Source organism: Micromonospora sp. NPDC048063, from assembly GCF_043202855.1.
Classification (GTDB): Bacteria; Actinomycetota; Actinomycetes; order Mycobacteriales; family Micromonosporaceae; genus Micromonospora.
Genome location: NZ_JBIDBG010000001.1, coordinates 509,620 through 528,730, shown reverse-complemented (window position 1 = coordinate 528,730; position 19,111 = coordinate 509,620). Strand labels below are relative to the sequence as shown.

The 19,111-nt window shown below is 72.3% G+C and carries 15 protein-coding genes; 6 read left to right on the top strand and 9 right to left on the bottom strand.

Annotated features, from left to right (window positions below; translation table 11 throughout):
* Nucleotides 1-170: 170 nt before the first annotated feature.
* Together ACGFZ2_RS02435 and ACGFZ2_RS02430 are read left to right on the top strand one after the other, a co-directional pair.
* Nucleotides 171-542 carry a hypothetical protein gene (locus tag ACGFZ2_RS02435; RefSeq protein WP_393265918.1) on the top strand — a complete coding sequence of 124 codons (372 nt, stop codon included), beginning with the start codon at nucleotides 171-173 and terminating at the stop codon, nucleotides 540-542.
* 204 nt (nucleotides 543-746) lie between these two features.
* Nucleotides 747-1,097 carry a hypothetical protein gene (locus ACGFZ2_RS02430; protein ID WP_393265916.1) on the top strand — a complete coding sequence of 117 codons (351 nt, stop codon included), beginning with the start codon at nucleotides 747-749 and terminating at the stop codon, nucleotides 1,095-1,097.
* Nucleotides 1,098-1,136: 39 nt separating this feature from the next.
* Here the strand turns inward: ACGFZ2_RS02430 and tnpA are convergent, their stop codons facing one another.
* Complete coding sequence (gene tnpA / locus ACGFZ2_RS02425) at nucleotides 1,137-1,568, bottom strand: IS200/IS605 family transposase (protein WP_393265914.1); 432 nt, start codon at nucleotides 1,566-1,568, stop codon at nucleotides 1,137-1,139.
* Nucleotides 1,569-1,592: 24 nt separating this feature from the next.
* Between tnpA and ACGFZ2_RS02420 the strand changes: the two genes are divergently transcribed.
* On the top strand, nucleotides 1,593-2,741 hold the full coding sequence (locus tag ACGFZ2_RS02420; RefSeq protein ID WP_393449288.1) for an RNA-guided endonuclease InsQ/TnpB family protein: 1,149 nt from the start codon (nucleotides 1,593-1,595) through the stop codon (nucleotides 2,739-2,741).
* Between the two features lie 353 nt (nucleotides 2,742-3,094).
* Here ACGFZ2_RS02420 and ACGFZ2_RS02415 read toward each other — a convergent pair whose 3' ends face one another.
* Nucleotides 3,095-3,439 (bottom strand): metalloregulator ArsR/SmtB family transcription factor, encoded by a 345-nt coding sequence (locus tag ACGFZ2_RS02415; protein WP_357458084.1) that lies wholly within the window; start codon nucleotides 3,437-3,439, stop codon nucleotides 3,095-3,097.
* Nucleotides 3,440-3,504: 65 nt separating this feature from the next.
* Here ACGFZ2_RS02415 and ACGFZ2_RS02410 point away from each other — a divergent pair, with 65 nt between their 5' ends.
* Nucleotides 3,505-5,484 (top strand): heavy metal translocating P-type ATPase, encoded by a 1,980-nt coding sequence (locus tag ACGFZ2_RS02410; protein ID WP_393449285.1) that lies wholly within the window; start codon nucleotides 3,505-3,507, stop codon nucleotides 5,482-5,484.
* Nucleotides 5,485-5,592: 108 nt separating this feature from the next.
* On the opposite strand, the gene ACGFZ2_RS02405 is transcribed toward ACGFZ2_RS02410, so the two are convergent.
* Together ACGFZ2_RS02405 and eccB are read right to left on the bottom strand one after the other, a co-directional pair.
* Nucleotides 5,593-6,243, bottom strand: a complete 651-nt coding sequence (locus ACGFZ2_RS02405) for a response regulator transcription factor (RefSeq protein ID WP_357692942.1) — start codon at nucleotides 6,241-6,243, stop codon at nucleotides 5,593-5,595.
* A complete protein-coding gene (gene eccB / locus ACGFZ2_RS02400) occupies nucleotides 6,240-7,682 on the bottom strand; it encodes a type VII secretion protein EccB (RefSeq protein WP_393449280.1) in 1,443 nt (480 codons plus the stop codon). The genes ACGFZ2_RS02405 and eccB overlap by 4 nt, the downstream gene beginning before the upstream one ends.
* Nucleotides 7,683-7,861: 179 nt before the next feature.
* Here eccB and ACGFZ2_RS02395 point away from each other — a divergent pair, with 179 nt between their 5' ends.
* The gene (locus ACGFZ2_RS02395; RefSeq protein WP_393265904.1) at nucleotides 7,862-8,887 is read left to right on the top strand and encodes a type VII secretion protein EccE; all 1,026 of its coding nucleotides are present in this window, start codon (nucleotides 7,862-7,864) and stop codon (nucleotides 8,885-8,887) included.
* Here the strand turns inward: ACGFZ2_RS02395 and eccD are convergent.
* From eccD to ACGFZ2_RS02370, 5 genes are read right to left on the bottom strand one after another with little or no spacing between them, the layout of a single operon-like run.
* Complete coding sequence (eccD, locus tag ACGFZ2_RS02390) at nucleotides 8,884-10,233, bottom strand: type VII secretion integral membrane protein EccD (protein ID WP_393266065.1); 1,350 nt, start codon at nucleotides 10,231-10,233, stop codon at nucleotides 8,884-8,886. The genes ACGFZ2_RS02395 and eccD overlap by 4 nt on opposite strands.
* A gap of 29 nt (nucleotides 10,234-10,262) precedes the next feature.
* Entirely contained in the window at nucleotides 10,263-10,565 is a 303-nt protein-coding gene (locus ACGFZ2_RS02385; protein WP_357692936.1) for a YbaB/EbfC family nucleoid-associated protein, read from the bottom strand.
* 57 nt (nucleotides 10,566-10,622) lie between these two features.
* A complete protein-coding gene (locus tag ACGFZ2_RS02380; protein WP_393449277.1) occupies nucleotides 10,623-13,031 on the bottom strand; it encodes a WXG100 family type VII secretion target in 2,409 nt (802 codons plus the stop codon).
* 3 nt (nucleotides 13,032-13,034) lie between these two features.
* Nucleotides 13,035-14,153, bottom strand: coding sequence for a WXG100 family type VII secretion target (locus ACGFZ2_RS02375; RefSeq protein ID WP_393449274.1), 1,119 nt, complete (start codon nucleotides 14,151-14,153; stop codon nucleotides 13,035-13,037).
* A 33-nt stretch (nucleotides 14,154-14,186) separates the two neighbouring features.
* Nucleotides 14,187-14,939, bottom strand: coding sequence for a WXG100 family type VII secretion target (locus ACGFZ2_RS02370; protein ID WP_393265895.1), 753 nt, complete (start codon nucleotides 14,937-14,939; stop codon nucleotides 14,187-14,189).
* Between the two features lie 188 nt (nucleotides 14,940-15,127).
* Here ACGFZ2_RS02370 and eccCa point away from each other — a divergent pair, with 188 nt between their 5' ends.
* Nucleotides 15,128-19,078, top strand: a complete 3,951-nt coding sequence (eccCa, locus tag ACGFZ2_RS02365) for a type VII secretion protein EccCa (protein WP_393449271.1) — start codon at nucleotides 15,128-15,130, stop codon at nucleotides 19,076-19,078.
* The last annotated feature ends 33 nt before the right edge of the window (nucleotides 19,079-19,111 follow it).

The window sequence follows — 19,111 nt, the reverse complement described above, 5'->3', positions numbered from 1 at the left end:
CAACGGTCGCGCAACGTTCTCGTGTCGGTGGTCGGTCGCCGCTGGAGGATCGAGGAATCGCTCCAAGCCGCGAAGACCTGCCCTCGGACGGGATTCGGGTCCGCCGTTCGGCTAGTGGGGCGCGCCGAGAGGGCCAGCGATCCTCGGCCGATTTCTGTATGGTGCCCGCCATGATCCGCACGCCCACACTTACCGCCGCCGCTGTCGTACTGCTCGTCCTGACCGGATGCGGCGAAGACGGAGACAGCAGCACCTCTCCTGCGTCGGCACCGAACACGCCCGCCCTGCTTGCGTGCAGCGACCTCTTCAAACCAGGTCAGAAGATCGAACAAGCGGAGGCCGAACGCGGATGTGTCGACCGTGCTGGCGGCGTCCACGTCGTCGGGGGATTCCGTTGCGACGACGGCCGCGACCTGTGGGTGACGGACTCCTCGACGGGCGCGCCGGCCGGGTGGGGGTTCGGTGACGGCGAGTTCGTTGCGGTGCAGGACGCGGCGAGCGAATCCGGCTTCCGGAAGGCATACCAAAGCTGCAAGCCGTAGCACCGCAAGCAACACCATGCATCCGCTGACCGAGGGCGTCACCGTCATGGTGACGCCCTCGGCACCCTGGTGGCGGTACGTGCCGCTGTCCATCGACCAACAGCTGGGGCCCGGCCGGGCCGGCCGGGCGGACTGCGCGGAGCTGAAGCTCTGGCGCCTTCGCGGTTACCGTGAGGGCTGTCGCCAAGAGAAGGAGGCACGGACATGACGGAGCGGCATCCCGCGCTCGCGCGACTCGACGCGCTCGTCGGCCGGTGGACGGTGCAGCCGAAGGTCCACGGCCTCGGTGCCGGGTGGACGAACTTCTCCTGGGTCGAGGACGGCAAGTTCCTGCGGCAGTTCTCCGACGCCGAGCCGCCGCCGGCCAGCGCACCGCAAGCCTGGCGAGAGAACAACCCGTTGCCCACGACGTCGCTGATCGGGCTCGACGACGCGGGCGAGGAGTTCACCATGCTGTACACCGACGCGCGCGGCGTGCATCGGGTCTACCGGATGTCCTTCGCCGACGGCGTCTGGCGGCTGACGCGGGACGCCCCCGGCTTCAACGTGGCCTAGCGAGGAATCCCGGCCCCTTCATGGCCGGAAGGAATCGCGTCACGAGCCTGGACGTTTCTGGTTTTCGATGTACTCGCGGATGACGGCTATGGGTGCCCCACCGCACGATCCGGCGAAGTACGACGGCGACCACAGGTGGCCGTGCATGATGTGCCGGTTGATCCGGCCGGTGAACTCCTGCCGAAGGTAGTGCGCGGAGACGCCCTTGAGCCTGTTGACCAGGGTCGATATCGGTAGCTTCGGCGGGTAGTGGACGAGGAGGTGGACGTGGTCGTCTTCGCCGTTGAACTCCCGCAGTTCCGCACCGAGCTTGGCGCACACGTCAGCCATGATGTGCCCGCACCGGGTGAGCATGGCGTCATCGAGCACGTCCCGCCGATACTTGGTGACGAAGACAAGATGCACGTGCAGGTTGTGCACGACGCTCCGACCGCGGCGGACATTCGGATCTGGGGTCCATCGGGGTGACATAGACAAGAATGCTAGGTTGTGGACGTGAAAATTGTTGTGCAGGTCCGCCTGTTCCCCAACGCTGGCCAGGAGGCGGCGTTGCGGAACACGCTGAGCCTGTGCAACAAGGCCGCCAATTTCGCCTCGATGGAGGCGTTCCAGCGGCGAATCCACGCGAAGCAGGCGCTCCAGCGGCTTACCTACGGCCGCTTGAAGGCCCTGGGCTTGTCGGCTCAGCCGGCGATCCATGTTGCCCGTAAGGTCGCCGGCGCGTACGCCACCCTGAATGCCAACATTCGTGCCGGTAATCTCGGTAAGCCCGGGTCGAAACGCCGCCGCACGGCCGAGGCGAAGCCGATCGGATTCCGTCGGGACGCCGCGCAGCCGTTCGACGACCGCTGTCTGTCCTGGCAGATGCGCTCCCGCACGGTCTCCATCTGGACCATCGCGGGGCGGCAGGCCGGCATCCGATTCGGCTGCTCCGCGCAGCAGTACGCGGTGCTGTCCGCCCACCGCAAGGGCGAATCCGATCTGGTGCACCGTGACGGCAAGTGGTATCTGTACGCCACCTGCGACATCCCTGATGTTGAGGTGAAGGAGCCTGACGGGTTCCTCGGCGTCGACCTGGGCATCGCGAACATCGCCACCACCAACGACGGGACCCGGCACTGCGGCAAGGGTTTGAACCGGGTGCGTCACCGTAACCAGCGGCTACGGGCCAAACTCCAGCGCATCGGCACCAAATCGGCCAAACGGCTGTTGAAGGCCCGCCGCCGCAAGGAAGCCCGGTTCGCGGCCGACACCAACCATCGCATCGCCAAGCAGATCGTGACCGAGGCCGAACGCACCGACCGCGGCATCGCCCTGGAGAACCTCACGGGCATCCGCGACCGGGTACGGCTCCGACGGCCCCAGCGGGTCACCCTGCACACGTGGGCGTTCCACCAACTCGGCCAGTTCATCGCCTACAAAGCAGCCCGGGTCGGGCTGGCCCTCGTCCACGTCGACCCGGCGTACACCTCGCAGGGCTGCTCCACCTGCGGGCACACCACCAAAGCCAACCGCCCCAACCAATCCACCTTCCGATGCACGTCCTGCGGCTTCGCTGAGCACGCCGACGTGAACGCAGCCCGCAACATCGCCACACGCGGTGCTACGGACTGGGCAGCAGTCAGCCTGCCGAACGCGGCGTGACCGATACAGCCAGCATCGAACACGATCTGCAAGCTCGGCCCCTTCAAGGCCGAGAAGCTGACCCAACGCTTCACCTGCACGCTCAGCCCGGATGGCGACACCATCGACGGGCAATGGGAGACGTCCGAGAACGGTGTCGACTGGCGGCTCGACTTCGAGCTGACCTATCGCCGCTGACCGAGCCAGCCGAGCCCCCTCGCCTCCTGGCTCGGTTCGCCTCGACCTCGACCGACCGGGCTTCGTCAAGCTGGTCTTGTGCAGGTAGAGCGGTTCGCCGGCGTCCGAAGCCATCCGGCGGAAGCCACCGCCTCGGCTACTCGCGTGGCTACTCGGCTACTCGCGTGGCTACTCGGCTACGCGGTCGGCGCTTCGGACAGGTTGCGGTCGATGTGGTCGGCGTGGAACAGGGCCTGCCGAAGTAGCCGCCGAACGTGCTCGTCGGCGGCGGAGTAGTAGACGAACGTTCCCTCGCGACGTCCCTTGACCAGCCCGGCGAGGCGGAGCTTGGCCAGGTGCTGACTGACTGCCGTGGGGGCCGCTCCGGCCAGTTCAGCGAGGCAGGCGACGGACGATTCGCCCTGCAAGAGCGCCCAGAGGACCTTGATCCGGGTGGGGTCGGCCAGGAGCCGGAACGTCTCGGCCGCCAGATGCACCTGCTCCTCGTTGGGCATGTCGAAGTCGGGCAGCGACGTGTGCATGGCCTGAGCATACCGACCATCCCACTGCTTGCGTATCTGCGTAACTGCGCACATAAGATGCCTGGGTGACGACGAGCGTTGAGAACCCGTCTACCGCCCAGCCCGTGCATCCGGTCCCGACGCGTCGAGCTGGCCAGCGGCGGACTGCCCTGTGGTCGCTGCCGGAGGTCCGCTCGGCTGTCGCAGCGACCGGCCTGTTCGGGCTGGGTCTGCTGACCCAACTGTCCCCCGCTCCGAGCTGGGCGTGGTGGGCGTTGTACCTGGCCTGCTACGTCGCTGGCGGGTGGGAGCCGGGCTGGGCGGCCCTGCGGGCGCTGCGCGAGCGCAAGCTCGACGTTGACCTGCTGATGGTCCTGGCGGCGGTCGGCGCGGCGTCCATCGGGCAGGTTCTCGACGGGGCGTTGCTCATCGTCATCTTCGCCATCTCCGGCGCGCTGGAAGCTGTCGCCACCAAACGCACAGAGGACTCCGTCAGCGGCCTGCTCGACCTCGCGCCCGACACAGCCACCCGCCTCACCGCGACCGGTCAGGAGACCGTCGAAGCCGCCGACCTGCAGGTGGGAGACGTCATCCTGGTTCGCCCCGGCGAGCGGATCGGCGCCGACGGCGACGTCACCCACGGCGCGAGCGAGGTCGACCAGGCCACCATTACCGGCGAGCCGCTGCCCGTGGACAAGCATCCCGGTGACGAGGTGTTCGCCGGCACCCTCAACGGCACGGGTGCGCTCCGCGTCCGCGTGACCCGTCCGGCCGGCGACACGGTCATCGCCCGGATCGTCGCCATGGTCGCCGAGGCCAGCGCGACGAAAGCCCGCGTGCAGCTGTTCATCGAAAAGATCGAACAGCGCTACTCCGTGGGCATGGTCGCCGCCACGATCGCCCTGTTCGTGATCCCGTTGGCGCTGGGTGCCGAGCTCCAACCGACGCTGCTGCGCGCAATGACCTTCATGATCGTCGCCTCCCCGTGCGCGGTGGTGCTGGCCACCATGCCGCCGCTGCTGTCCGCGATCGCCAACGCCGGCCGGCACGGCGTGCTGGTCAAGTCCGCCGTGGTGATGGAACAACTCGCCACCGCCACGCGGATCGCTTTCGACAAGACCGGCACCCTCACCGAAGGCACCCCGCACCTGACCGACATCCGGCTCCTGCCCCACGCCAGCCTCACCGAAGACCAACTGCTGGCCCTGACCGCCGCTGCCGAAAGCTCGTCTGAGCATCCCCTCGCCCGCGCTGTGGTCGCAGCCGCCCGCGATGCGCAGCTCCCGCTACCCCCGTCGGACGCCTTCACCTCGACTCCCGGGCGCGGCGTCACCGCCCACGTCGATGGCTACCAGGTCGACGTCGGCAGCCCCGTCGGACTCCTCAAGAGCCATGACGACCCACTACGCGCCATCGTCGACGAGCTGGAGCAGGCGGGTCGAACAGCGGTCGTGGTCCAGGTCGATGGCGAACCGGTCGGCGTGTTGGGCCTCGCCGACAAGCTCCGCGCAGACGCCGCCGCAACGGTCGCGCAACTCACCGTTGTGACCGGGGCGCGCCCGCTGCTCCTGACCGGCGACAACGAACGCGCCGCCCGACGGCTCGCCGGCGAGGTCGGCATCACCGACGTTCGCGCCGGCCTGCTCCCCCAGGACAAGGTCACCGCGGTGCGCGAACTGGAAAACCACGGGGCCCGCGTGATCCTGGTGGGCGACGGCGTCAACGACGCCCCCGCCCTGGCCGCCGCCCACGCCGGCATCGCCATGGGACGCGCCGGCGCCGACCTCGCGCTCGACACCGCCGACACCGTCATCACCCGCGACGAACTCGCCACCCTGCCCGCCGTCATCCAACTGGCCCGCCGCGCCCGCCGGCTCGTCATCGCGAACCTCGCCATCGCCGGAACCTTCATCGCCGTCCTGGTCGCCTGGGACCTCATCGGCGCCCTGCCCCTGCCGCTCGGCGTGGCCGGCCATGAAGGCTCCACCATCATCGTCGGCCTCAACGGACTCCGCCTGCTCCGCCGCGCCGCCTGGGATCGGGCAGCAACCCCAGCAGCACCATGAGGAGAGGCATGTGGCCGGGACCGGAGGACGCCCACCGCCCGACACGCCGCAGCGTCAGGCGGGACGTCCGCCACCGATCACCCACCGCGCGGATGGTCAACCGCACCGTCAGCGGTTCTGTGCCGGTGCGGCGATACCCTCCTCGATGGCCAGCCGGGTCAGCTCCGGCCGCCGACGGCGCCCCGTCTTCTCCCGGATCCGGTCGAGGTGGGATCGGACGGTACGGACGCTGATCGCCAACGCCTCCGCGATGTCCTGGTCCCGTTCGCCGGCTGCCAGCAGCGACAGCACCTGACGTTCCCGGTCGGACAACGGCACCCGGTACAGCGGCTGCCGTCCCCGGGACGAGTCCAGCAGGATCGAGGCCAGGGTCGGCGACACGTAGGTGTTGCCGGCGGCGATCTCCCGTACCGCCCGGAGGATCTCGTCGGCGTCGGCGTCCTTGGTCAGGTAGCCACGGGCCCCGGCGGCGATCGCCCCGAGCACGTCGGACTGGTCACCGTGCGCGGACACCACCAGCACCCGGTGGCCCATCCCGGTGACCGCGACCACCGCCGCCGCGTCGCGTACCCCCGGCAGCCGCAGATCGAGGATCGCCACTCCCCCGCCGGGCTGCCGGTACGCCGCGAACTCCTCCACCGACTTGGCGGTCACCCTGACCTGGACATCCGGTGCGTCCCCGAGCGCCCGGACCAGCGCGGCCCGATAGAGGGGGTGGTCCTCCACCACCGACACCTCGATCGTCGGCACGCCGGTCACCGGGGCTCCCCCGCGCCGGCGGCCGGGGTGGTGACGCCCGGCGTGGCTGGCCGTCGGGCGGCGGCCGGGTCCAGCACGGGGCCGACGGGGAACAGCGCCAGCACGGTCGGTGGCACCGGCGTGGGCCGAACCGTCCCGTACCCGAGCGCCTTGAGCGCGTCGCCGTCCGGAACCGGATACCGTACGCCCTGGTCGGTGAGGAGGAAGACGGTGCCGAGGGCGGCCTGCGGCGTCGGTCGCTCGCGCACCACCGCGGCCCGGCCGGCCGGTACGAACACTCTGTCGGCCCGCGTGCCACCGCCGGCTGCCAACGGCTCCGCCCCGGCCGGCACGCCGGTGGTGGCGCCCAGCCTGACCATCGCCCGATCGCCGTCCACCGTCGCGCACACCGCGGCCCCTTCCTGGGGCGCCTCGGCGGGCGGGGCGAGTCGGGCCGGATAGTCGGCGGCCTTACCGGCCACCGCCCGCGACTGCGCCACGTCGGCCGGCGTCACCGGAATCTCGCGCGCCGCGCCACCCGGGTACGCCGCGCGGTTGGCCGGATTGCCGAGCACCAGCGCCGCCTCGGTCTGCCCGATCGGCAGCAGTCCGTCGGCGTGGACCAGGTAGTAGCGGGGTTCGGTGCCGACGGTCGTGGCGGCGAGCACCTGGCCGACCCGGGTGCTCCGGTCGCCGATCCGGGGCCCCGCGGCGCCTACCCCCGCCACCGTGATCAGTCGCAGGTCCGGGCCAGCGATCACCGCGCTCAGCCAGGCCGCGCTGACCGGCAGCGGGCGTACCGCGTCGTAGCCGAGGGCTACCGCCGTGGCCGGGTCGGTGATCCGGTGCCGGCGACCGGCCACCAACGCGTGCTCGGTGCCGTCCGGGCCGGCGACCAGCAACGCGGTCGCCGCGTCCACCTCGACGCCCACCGGCGGAACCCCGGCCAGCGCCGTGGTGACCGGCGCGGTGCCCGCCGGCCGGCCGTCGGCGGTCTGCGCACAGACGGTGAACGGCCCCGTCGTCAGCCGATCCCGGCCCGGCAACGACGGCGGCGCGCCGGGTATCCCGAGCGGGACGCCGCGCGGGGCACGCGCCAGCGACTTGCTCGACACCCGGCTGGTGGCGGTGCCGTCACCGCCCGCGAGCAGCCGCGCGGAGGCGTAGTTGAGCATCGGGTGCAGCAGCCCGTCGGTGCCCATCACGTACGCAGCTCCGGTGTCCTTGTCGAGCACCACCTGGCCGGGCTTGCGCCAGTCGGTGTTCGCCCCGGGCCGCAGAAAGCCGTACACACCGAAGCCGGCGGTCACCAACAGGGCGACCGCCGCGCCGAGCGCGCACCCGATGACCAGACGGCGACTCGGCGACACCGGGTGGTTGGCGTCACCGACCTGCAGCGCCGAGACGAGCCGGCGGCGAAGGAACTGGTACGCCTGTAGTTGGTCCCGCTGTGTCCACATCAGTTCGTCCCCGCCATGGTGCGGTGCACGCCCGGTGCACTAGAACTACGGATAGAAGGTACGGATCGCCGACGAGATCGAGCCCAAGGAGCCGAGCCATGCCGCCAGCCGCACCGGCCACCGCACCGCCCCTCGATTCCACACGGCAGCGGAGTGCGCCGCCGATGCCCGTACCACCGGTGGGACCGCGCACACTGCGCGGGCTCGGCGTCGGCCGGCTGATGCTCTGGCAGACCGCGGTGCTGGGTGCGGTCGCGGCCGGCGGGCCGTCCGACGCGGCCGGCGGCACGCTCACCGGGGTGGCGGCGGGCGTGGTGCTCGCTACCGGGGTGCGCTGGCGCGGCCGGTGGCTGTCCGACTGGGTGGTGGTCCGGCACCGGTTCCGGCGCCGCGCCGGAAATGCCCTGCCGGCCCTGCCCGGCCTGCGGACCCGGACCGACGCGGACCGGGCGGGTAACCGGATCGGGTTGGCCGGTGACGGCACTTCGTGGAGCGCGCTGCTGCGCGTCGAACCCGACGGTGACCTCGACGACCTGCTGCGCCGGCTGCTGTCCCGCTACGACGACCCCGATCTGCCGCTGGCCGGCGCGCAACTGGTCGACTGGACCTCGCCCGGCACCGGCAACGCGGCGCGTTGGATCGCCATCCGGCTCGACCCCGAGACGGCCACCCGGGCGGTACGGGCCCGCGGTGGCGGCCGAATCGGCGCGGTACGTGCCGCGGGCACCGCCGCGCTGCGGCTCGCCGCCGAGCTGCGCGCCGGCGGGCACCAGGTCACCGCGCTCGACGGCGGTCAACTGCGCGACGCGTGGGCCGCCGTGCTCGGTGTCGATCCGCGGCGCGCGGACGATCCGGGCACCGAGACCTGGCACTACTGGTCGCTGGGCATGCTGCACCAGGTCTGCTTCCGGCCACGCCGAGCCGCCCGGAGCCTGAGCGAGACAGCCGCGCTGCTTCGCCGGCACGCCGCCACACCGGCGCTGGTCAGTGCCGTGTCGGTACGGTGGGACCGGCAACGCGGCGGCGGCACCCGCAGCACGGCGCTGATCCGGCTCGGGGTGCCCGCCGGACCAGCCCGGGAGGCGGTCGCCGAGGCGGTCGGGAAGGCCACCGCCGGCTTCGACCGGGATCTGGTCCCACTGGACGGGGCGCATGCCGAGGCGGCCTGGGCCACGCTGCCGCTGGCTGGCCTGCCAGTGGGTTAGCCGCCCCATGCGCGTGCCGCGCCGTAGATGTCGAGCACCGCGCCCGCCACCGGCACCAGACTGAGCAGCGCCAGGAACTCGACCACGTCGAGCAGCCGGCCCCAGTACGGCGACGGTGTCTTGGCGGCGGCCCGGACCGCGTACGTCCCGCAGACCACTCCGGTCACCAGGAGCAGCCCGGCGAGGAGCAACCGCGTTCCGGGCCCGCCGGCCAGGCTGGCCCGTGCCGTCAGGCCGAGCACCGACGCGGCACCGGCCAGCAACAGGGCGGCCCGCTGGCCGACGCCGACGTAGGCTCGGGCGCGGAGCAACAGCGCTACGCCGGCCAGACCGGCCAGCGCCCACGCCCAGCGACCACCGCTCCACAGGAGTATCCCGGCGCAACCGGCCACGATGACCGCCAAGCCGCAGAGCAGACCGGTCAGGATCCGTTCGGCGGCCTCGGTGTCCGCGACCACCTCGGGCCCGAGCGTGGGCCGCTCGTCCCCGCGGAACGCCTCCATGTCGGTGGGGACCCCGGGCAGCGGCAGCCGGCCGAGCCGAAGCGCGAGCATCGGCAGCGCCGGACTGGCCACCACGGCCACGCAACAGGTGACCGCCGCGACCGAAGCGGGCGAGGAGGCGGTGAGCAGGTCGGCGAGCGCGCCGAGACTACCCACCGCGGCAGCCACCGCGGCGGCGGCGAACCGCTGCTCCGCCACCACCACGGCGGCCACCGCCGTGTAGAGAGTGGCCGCCGCGCCGGCCAGCGCCAGTCGACTCGCGGTCAGCTCCATTGCCGTGCCCAGGCCACCGATCGCCGCCAGCCCGCCGATCATCGCGGCCGGTACGCCACCGGCGGCCACCGCCGCGCCCAGACCTCGCTCGCCGAACGCCCGCGACAACGCTCCGCTGGCGAGCAGCAGTATCAGGGCCAGGATGCCGGAGAGCAGCGCGACGGTCGACGCGGCGAGCCCGCTGAAGCCGACCGCGACCGCGACCGCGGTGAAGGCCAGCGTGGCGACCGCACCGCCGACCTTTCGGGACGCCGCCGCCCGCCACACTCCGGGCCGGTCCGCGGCGGCGCTCGCGATGGCGTCCACCACGTCGTCGAAGAGCATCGGGGTGGCCCGTCGGTCGACCGTGTCCAGGTAGAGCACCTCGCCGTCGCGCACCCCGGCGCCGCTGACGGTGACCGCACCGTCCAACGGCGGCGCGCCGAAACGACGCAGCTCCCAGCCGACCCCGCCGGCCCGATCGGCCCGGTCGGCGTTGGTCGCCAGCAGCCGGACCAGTTGCGGAAGCAGCTCCGCCACCGTGCTCTGGATCGGCAACGACACGTCGAGACGGGCGTGGGGAGCTACCACGGTGACCCGTCGAGGGGCAACCGCAGTGGTCACTGCTGCGCCTCGCCGAGCAGCGGAGCGTACCTCGCCTCGTTGGCCGCCGCCAGCTTGGCCAGGCCGTCGTTCACCGCCTCCAGCACGAGTTGACCGAGGGTGTGCGCGTCGTAGCGACGCAGCACCTGCGGGTCGATGGTCACCTCGGTGAACCGGCCGTCACCCTTGAGCTTCACGGTGACGTCGCCGTTGCCCGCGTACGCGGTCAGCTCCATCGTCGCCACCGAGCGCTGGATCTCCTCGATCCGCTGTTGCTGCTCACGCACCTGGGCGAGCAGATCCTCGATCGCCGGTTCCATCTGTCGTCTTCCCTCCGGTGTCACCGCTACCCGCCCGTGCCGTGGCCCGCCAGTGGACTACGGCCGCCGCCCCTGCACGTCGTATTGGATCGACTCACGGGTATGAGTCGCAAGGTTTGCGAGATACACGTACTGCGCGGCGGTGGTGTAGGCGTCCATGTAGTCGGCCCGGCCCGGGTCGGCCCGGGCCCACCGTACGGCCTCCTCCGCGGCCGCGCCATGCAGCGCGCCAACCGGTACGGTCGGGGCCGATCCGCCGTTGCGTAGCTCGAAACTGGCGAGGTCGCCGGCCGCCGTGTAGACGGTCCCGTTGCCGGTGAACTGCGGGTGGTGGAACACGTCGGTGGGCACGCTCTGTGGATGCACCGGGGCGGGTGCCTGCAGGGCACCGGTGACGACGTCGGCCGCCTGCCCGAAGGCGAAGCCGGCGAACTCGCCGACCTCCGGCAACTTGCCGACACCGAGCCCGACCACGTCCTTGACCGCGTTGGCGATCGCCACCTGCCGGGCGTACGCCTCCTGCGCCGTACGGGTGGCCTGCTCGGCGTCCTGCACGTTGGCGTACCAGATCGCGTTGGCGGCCGCGGCGTTGGTCAGGCCGTCGACGTTGCCGGCGTACCGGCCCGCCTGTTCCATCGGGATCGTGCCGGCGTCGGCCTGGCGCAGCAGGTACTCCTGGTACAGGTCCGCCGCCGCGCTGATCTCGTCACGACCGTCCTGGGTGACCTGACCGAGCATCAGCATGTGCCGGGCGTCGGTGCTGCCCAGGCGCTGCGCCGCCGGATCGGTGTCCAACCCGTCGAGCGGCTGGGCGTACAGATCCAGGTTCGGCACGGTGGCTCGGGCGACCGCCTCGGCGAAGTGCGGGTTCTCCCGCATCGCGGCCAGGGTCTGCGGGTACGACGCCGGGTCGGTCATCGTCTGCGTGAGGTTGACGTAGGCACCGCGGGCCAGGTCGTGCTCGGCGGGATCGGCGGTTCCGGCGCCGATCCAGTCGACGACCCGGCCCGCGGTGCTGCCGTCGTCCGCCCACCCGAAGCCGGCCAGTCGGCGCAGTGTCTCGCCGTCGCTGGCCAGCGCCGCGTCGGCGACGTGGTTCCGGGTGGACACGTCGAGCAGCGTGGTCATCGTCGCATCCACCCGGGGCTTGTCCCAGAGCACCGCGTCGTCGGTCGACACGTAGTACCCGGGCTGGTCGGGGCTGTGCCGGGAGAGGCCGTCCAGCCGCTGGGTGACGTCGGCCATCTCGCCGACCCGACGGGTCACCGCGGCGGAGTAGTCGGCTCCGGCGACGAGATCCCGGTCGGCCGCGCCGGTCAGCTGCGACAGCGCCTCCCACTGGGCGTAGCGGGGCACGTCGAGCCGGTTGGTGTAGACCGTCTCGCCGAGCACCCCGGTCAACGGTGCGCGGCCCGGCGTCGCCGGCACCTCGTGCGTGAAGCCGAACGAGTTGGTGCCGATGTTGGTCTCGGTGGCCGCCGGGGTGTGCACGAGGTCGCGGACCGCGGCAGGCAGGTCGGCCGGGTCCTGCGACAGGGTGAGGATGCCGTTGCCGACGGTCCGCAGCATCTCCTGCCGGTCGGCGGGGGCGAAGCCCGGGGCGGTCTCGCCGAAAATGCCGAACAGACTGGTCTGGTAGCGGTGCTCCGTGGCGTTGACGTAGCCCGGGAGGTCGAACACCCGGTCGCCGAGCGCGCCGTAGAACGAGGTCAGGAAGGCCTTGTCCGCGGCGGACGGTGGTTGGCCGGCGCGTACCCGGTCGGTGATCACGGCGAGTTGCGCCATGCTCTGGCGGAACTGCGTTGGCGAGGCGTCGCCGGCGAGCGCGGCCCGCACCTTCTCTCCCGCCAGACGTCCGTCGGCGCCGGCCGCGGCGGCCGGACCGGCGGCCCCGACCGGGTGCGACCCGCCGAGCTCGGTGGCGACCTGCGCCAGCACCACGCCAAGCCGGTCCCACACCCCGCGCATCGCACCCAACGCCTGCTCACCGATGTTCCGGGCGTGCCCGAGCAGAACGGAGACCTGGCTGCTCGGCACCGCCCCGGCGGCGGCCACCAGCAGCTGGGCGTTGGCCCGGAACCGGGCGATGACCGTGTCGGCGGTGCTCGCGGCGGCCTCCAGGCCGCCGGCTGCGCGTTCCAGCGCGGCGGCGTGCCGGCGCAGCCGCGCCTCGGTGCCGTCGAGCCCGGTGGTGACCCGGCCGGCGGCGGCGCCGAACGCGTCGTACGCCGAGCCGTGCCACTGCGCCGAGAGCCCGGTCCGGCGCCGGACCAGCTCGCCGGAGACGCCCGCCGCCTGGTCGGCGATCGCCAGATATGAGTGGGCCACGGCCCGCAGCCCGGCCGGGTCGCCGGTCATCTGCCGGCGGTATTCGGCGAGCACCGTGGCGTACCGGGAGAGCAGCCAGGACAGCGCGCCCGACAGATTGACGGTGTGGCCGACCAGGGCGGGAGAGACGCCGGTCATCGGTCAGTCCACCTTGATCGAGCCGTCGGCGCCGACGCTGATGTCGGCGTTGACGCTCTGCCCACCGGAGCTGGCGGTGACCTCGATGTCGAACGCGCGTCCGGTGTCCACCGGCACCTCGACGGTCAACGTCATGTCACCCTTGCTGGCCGTGATCGTCACGTCGTCGTCGCCGTCGTCGCCGGGCCCGGACGGGGCGGACGACGCCGGCCCGTCAACCGGCGCGGCCGGTGGGATCGGCAGGGTCTGCACCGGGCCCTGTGGGGTCATCGTCACCGGCGCCCCACCGGAGGGGAGCGAGGACTGACCGGGTTGGACCGCGATCCACTGGTCGGTGCCGAGCGCCGGCGGCAGGTAGTTGCTCATCGAACCGCCGGCCGGGTAGCCCGCGCCGGTGAACGACGGCATGCCGTAGCCGCTGGTGCCGTAGCTGCCGCCCAGGGCCACCTGTCCCGCGCCGGTGGCGACGCTGGCCATCGGTGGTGGCGCGAGCACGGGGTTGCCCGCGCTCCCGGCCGGCAGCGCCGGAGCGGGCACCGAGCCGCCGTCGTTGTTCTTCGAGAACAACTGCTCGACCTGGCCGACGATGGTGGCCAGACCGGTCAGGATCTGGCCGAGGTTGGTCACCCCGATGGCGGTGAGGATGCCACCGATACCGGTGAGGAACGCCTTGAGGATCCCGGTGGTGCTGACCGCCAGGGCCCGGCCGGCCGCCCGGGTGTACGGATTGGACATCAGCGCGGCCACCGTCGGGTTGACCGCGCTGACCACTGCCCGGTAGGCCGTCTGCGCGGTGGTCAACTGCGCGGCGGCACCCTCGAGTTCCCGAACGCCGGCGTACACGGTCTCGATGATCTGCTGGAAGCTGGCGAAGGACTTGTTCAGCTTCTGCACCACGGAGTCGCTCGCCGACCCGGCGGACCACACCTCACGCAGTTGCTCGCGGGCCCGCTCCAGGTCGGCCAACAGAGTGACCAGCCGGGCCACCCGCGCGGTCAACGCCGCGGAGTGGGCAAGGATGGCTTGCGGGTTACCGCCCACGATCGTGGGCAGTGCGACGGTGCCGGGCCCGCGACCGCCGGCGGCGGCGTCCATCGCGCCCGAGTTGGGGATGTCAAACACGACGCACCTCTCTCGGCTTCAGGCCGTCGGGGTTCACCACAGCGAGGTCGCATCCGTCATCGGACGGTAGACCCGGACGCGTCCGAACTCCGCCGCCGAGCCGACCGCTCCGTGGTTGTAGAGCTGGCCGCCCGCGCCGGCGACACCGATGACCGGGCCACCGTCACCGACGACGGGCTGAACGACCACCACGTCGCCGGGGTGCACCAGACCGGACACGTCCCGCCCACTGCCGGAGTAGACCGCCAACAGGCCTACCCGTTCCTGGTTGGCCGGGCTACGGTCGAGCCAGTCGGCGAAGTCCCGCGCGTCGCGGAAGGTCACCTCGGTCAGGGGCCGGGCCGAAAGCTCACCGAGCCCCGCCCGGCCCAGGTAGTCCAGGATGTTGCCGACCGACCCGGGCTCCCCCGCCGCGCCCGCGCTGTCGTTGATCGCGTAGCCGGCGAGGGCGGCGCTGGGCGCCGCACCGGTGCCGGAGGGCGCCCCGCCCAACGCGGCGGCGACCGCCCGGTCCGCGTCGTCGTAGTCGTTGGCGCTGCGGTGCACCAGGTCGTTGATCTCCTGCAGCAGTTGCAGCAGCGTCCGCATGGTGCCGACGACCTGCCCCTGCATCGCGATGTTCGCCGACGCGACCGGCGAGCCCAGCTTCGCGAATGACGTCGGCGCGAGGGTGAGCCGCTCCAACTCCATCACCGTGCTGTACGCCTGGAGCAGAATGCCGACGACGTTGCCGACCACTCCACGTACGGCATCCGGCCGCACGTTGTACGACGAGCCTGTCGTCATCGTTCGCACCTTCCCGCCAGATCGCCCACGCCGGGCCGGGCAACTCGGCCGCGCTGAGGCGGTTCCCGGATCGTTGCGGGTCATCGTAGGTTGGTGCGCGCGAGCCCTTAAACGGCAAAACTACCCACTACCTGCTCTGTCAAAGTGACCACGGGTCCTGATCCTTCGGGCCGAGGAGGCACCGCCGGATGTCCGCCGACACCTTCCGCCGCCGGGCTGTACTGCCCGAACCACCACGCGGCGAGATCATGCTGCAGTCCCCGCCCGCCCTGCCCCGCGGGTCCGGCCAGGCCGGCATGCAACTGATGTTCATGCTGCCGATGATGCTCGGCATGGGCGCCATGTCGTTCGTCTACATCGGGCGGTCCGGCGGGGCGATGACCTGGGTTTTCGGCGCCCTGTACATCAGCGCCATGGCCGGCATGCTGATCATGAGCCTGTCCCGTGGCGGAGCCTCGAAGAAGGCGCAGATCAACGACGAGCGACGCGACTACCTACGCTACCTCGGCGGCCTGCGCGGCCAGGTCCGTGAGGTGGCGGTCCGCCAACGGGAGACGGCCCTGGCGGCGCTGCCCGACCCGGCCGACCTGTGGTCGTTCGCCGGCACCGAGCGGCTCTGGGAACGGGCCCGCACCGATCCCGACTTCGGCCGGGTCCGGGTCGGCACCGGGCCGCAGCGGCTGGCCACCGCGCTGCGGGCGCCGCAGACCGCCCCGCTGGAGGACCTCGATCCGGTGGCGTCCACCTCGCTGCGGCACTTCATCCGCACCTACGCGACCGTCGGCGGGCTGCCGGTGGCGGTGTCCCTACGTTCCTTCCAGCGGGTCACCCTGGCCGGCGACCGCCCCGAGATCCTGGCCCTCGCCCGGGCCCTGCTGGCCCACCTGGTCACCTTCCACTCCCCGGACAACCTGCGCGTCGCCGCCTGCGTCGGGCCGGACCGGCAGGACGGCTGGGACTGGCTGAAGTGGCTGCCCCACGCGGTGCATCCGGGCCGGGCCGACGCGAGTGGACCGACCCGGTTGGTCGCGCCCACCCTCAGTGAGTTGGCCGCGCTACTGGCCGACGATCCGGCCGACCCGGCGGCCCGCGGCCCGTTCAGACCCGGCGCCCGGCCCGAGGCACCGCACCTGCTGATCGTGCTCGACGGGGCCGGCACGCTGCCCGATGCCGGGCTGGCCCCACCCGACGGCCTGGCCGGCACCACCCTGCTGGAGATCGGCGGCGGGTCCGGTGGTGGCGCTGACGCGCTCGATCTGGTGATCTCCGAAGGTCGGCTCGGCATGCGCACCCCGGACGGCGTCTCGCTGGTCGGTGTGCCCGACCGGCTCAGCGTCGCCGGCGCCGAGGTGGTCGCGCGGCAGCTCACCGCGCTGCACACCGGCACGGCGGCGGCCAGCGAGCAACCGCTGTCCACCACCTTCGGCCTGGCCGACCTGCTCGGCATCGGCGACCCGCGCCGGCTCGACCCGACGGTCACCTGGCGCCCCCGGTCGGCCCGGGACCGGCTGCGCATCCCGATCGGGGTGGATCCCGACGGGCGCCCGGTCGACCTGGACCTCAAGGAGTCGGCCGAGGGGGGCATGGGCCCGCACGGGCTGGTCATCGGGGCCACCGGGTCCGGCAAGAGCGAGCTGCTGCGCACCCTGGTCACCGGGCTCGCCGCGACCCACTCCTCGGAGACGCTCAACCTCGCGTTGATCGACTTCAAGGGTGGCGCCACCTTCGCCGGCATGACCGGCCTGCCGCACACCTGCGCGGTGATCACCAACCTGGCGGCCGACCTGACCCTGGTCGACCGGATGGCCGACGCGCTCCGCGGCGAGCTGGTCCGCCGCCAGGAACTACTGCGGGCCGCCGGGAACTACGCCTCGGTACGCGACTACGAGCGGGCCCGAACCGAGGGCACGCCGCTGCAACCGCTGCCCTCGCTGCTGGTGATCATCGACGAGTTCAGCGAGCTGCTGTCCAGCCGGCCCGAGTTCATCGACCTGTTCGTGATGATCGGTCGGCTCGGCCGCAGTCTCGGCGTGCACCTGATGCTCGCCTCGCAACGGCTCGAGGAGGGGCGGCTACGCGGCCTGGACAGCCACCTGAGCTACCGGATCGGGCTGCGCACCTTCTCCGCGGCGGAGAGCCGGGCGGTGCTCGGGGTGTCCGACGCGTACGAGCTGCCGCCGGTACCGGGCTCGGCGTACCTGAAGTGGGACACCACCACCCTGCAACGGTTCAAGGCCGCGTACGTCTCCGGCGAACTGCCGCCCGAGCAGACCGCCGCCGTGGCCGAGGAGATCCCGTACGAGCGGCGGGTGCTGCCGTTCGGGCTCGCCCCGCTGGCGCTGGCCGAGCCGGTACGCGCACCGGCACCGGCGAACGGCCTCGACACCGCGGCGACCAAGGGCGAGACCGTGCTGAGCGCCATGGTCGGCCGGCTGCTCGGCAACGGGCCCGCCGCGCACCAGATCTGGCTGCCGCCGCTGGCCGAACCGCCCGCCCTGGACCAGCTGCTGCCGCCGCTGGGCGTCGATCCGCAGCGTGGTCTGACCCCGGTGGGCTGGGCCGGCAACGGGCAGCTCACCGTGCCACTGGCCATCGTGGACAAGCCGTTCGAGCAGCGTCGGGACCTGCTGTGGGCGGAGCTGTCCGGGGCGGCCGGGCACGCGCTCGTGCTCGGCGCACCGCAGAGCGGCAAGAGCACCCTGCTGCGTACCCTGGTGACCGCGCTGGCACTCACCCACACCCCGACCGAGGCGCAGTTCTTCCTGCTCGACTTCGGTGGCGGCGGCCTGGCCACCCTCGCCGGCCTGCCGCATGTCAGCGGCTACGCCAACCGGATGGACACCGAACGGGTCCGCCGGATCGTCGCCGAGCTGACCGGCCTGCTGTCCGAGCGGGAGCAGTCGTTCGCCGCGCACGGCATCGACTCGATCTCCGACTTCCGGCGCCGCCCACCGCCCAGCCCGGACGGGCGGACGTTCGGCGACGTGTTCCTCGTCGTCGACGGCTGGATGACCCTGCGCCAGGAGTTCGAGCCGCTGGACGAGTCGGTCACCACGCTCGCCGCCCGCGGCCTCGGGTTCGGCCTGCACGTCGTACTGTCGGCCAACCGGGCGATGGAGATCCGACCGGCCCTGCGCGACCTGATCGGCACCCACGTCGAGCTGCGCCTCGGCGACCCGGCCGACTCGGCGTACGACCGGCGGGCCGCGGCCGACGTGCCGAAGGGGGCTCCGGGACGCGGGCTCACCGCCGACAAGCTGCACTTCCTCGGCGGGCTGCCGCGCATCGACGGCCGTAACACGGTCAGCGACCTGCCCGACGGCGCGAGCGACCTGGTCAAGCAGGTGGACGCGAGCTGGCACGGCCCACGCGCTCCGCAGGTGCGGTTGCTGCCCAGGCTGGTGCCGGCCGCCGACCTGCCCGGGCCGGTTCCCGGTGACCGGCGGATCCCGATCGGGCTGGCCGAGGCGGACCTGGGACCGGCCTACGTGGACTTCGACGCCGACCCGCACTTCATCGCCTTCGGCGACGTGGAGTCCGGCAAGACCGGGCTGCTGCGGGTGCTCGCCCAACAGATCGCGGCCCGCTATCCGGTGGCCGAGGCCGCGGTCATCGTCGCCGACTACCGGCGCGGGCTGGTGGACGCCCTCACCGGCCCGCACCTGCTCGGCTACGCCGGCAGTGAGCCGGTGCTCGAGCAGCTCGTCGCCGAGGCCGCGGAGGGACTGCGGCGACGCCTGCCCGGTCCGGAGGTGACCGCCACCGAGTTGCGCGAGCGCAGCTGGTGGAGCGGCCCCGAGCTGTTCGTCCTCGTCGACGACTACGACCTGGTGGTGTCACCGAGCCGCAACCCACTCGCGCCCCTGCTGGACTTCCTGCCCCAGGCCAAGGACGTCGGCCTGCATCTGGTGCTCACCCGCCGGTCCGGCGGCGCCAGCCGAAGCCTGTTCGAGCCGGTCGTGCAGCGGCTACGCGACCTGGGCACACCGGGCCTGCTGCTCTCCGGTTCCCGCGACGAGGGCGCGCTGCTGGGTGACGTCAAGCCCAGCAAACAGCCGCCCGGACGTGGGCAGTTGGTGGACCGGCGGACCGGGGTGTCGCTGGTGCAGCTCGCCTGGGCGCAGACCGACCCGGCCTGATCCGAACCGGTCGACGCAGGGACCCGGCGGCCC

Bases quoted from the DNA above. Each gene is read 5' to 3' on its own strand.
- ACGFZ2_RS02380 (WP_393449277.1), bottom strand. From the start codon at position 13,031: ATGACCGGCGTCTCTCCCGCCCTGGTCGGCCACACCGTCAATCTGTCG.
- eccB (WP_393449280.1), bottom strand. From the start codon at position 7,682: ATGTGGACACAGCGGGACCAACTACAGGCGTACCAGTTCCTTCGCCGC.
- ACGFZ2_RS02415 (WP_357458084.1), bottom strand. From the start codon at position 3,439: ATGCACACGTCGCTGCCCGACTTCGACATGCCCAACGAGGAGCAGGTG.
- ACGFZ2_RS02435 (WP_393265918.1), top strand. From the start codon at position 171: ATGATCCGCACGCCCACACTTACCGCCGCCGCTGTCGTACTGCTCGTC.
- ACGFZ2_RS02385 (WP_357692936.1), bottom strand. From the start codon at position 10,565: ATGGAACCGGCGATCGAGGATCTGCTCGCCCAGGTGCGTGAGCAGCAA.
- ACGFZ2_RS02370 (WP_393265895.1), bottom strand. From the start codon at position 14,939: ATGACGACAGGCTCGTCGTACAACGTGCGGCCGGATGCCGTACGTGGA.
- ACGFZ2_RS02430 (WP_393265916.1), top strand. From the start codon at position 747: ATGACGGAGCGGCATCCCGCGCTCGCGCGACTCGACGCGCTCGTCGGC.
- tnpA (WP_393265914.1), bottom strand. From the start codon at position 1,568: ATGTCACCCCGATGGACCCCAGATCCGAATGTCCGCCGCGGTCGGAGC.
- eccCa (WP_393449271.1), top strand. From the start codon at position 15,128: ATGTCCGCCGACACCTTCCGCCGCCGGGCTGTACTGCCCGAACCACCA.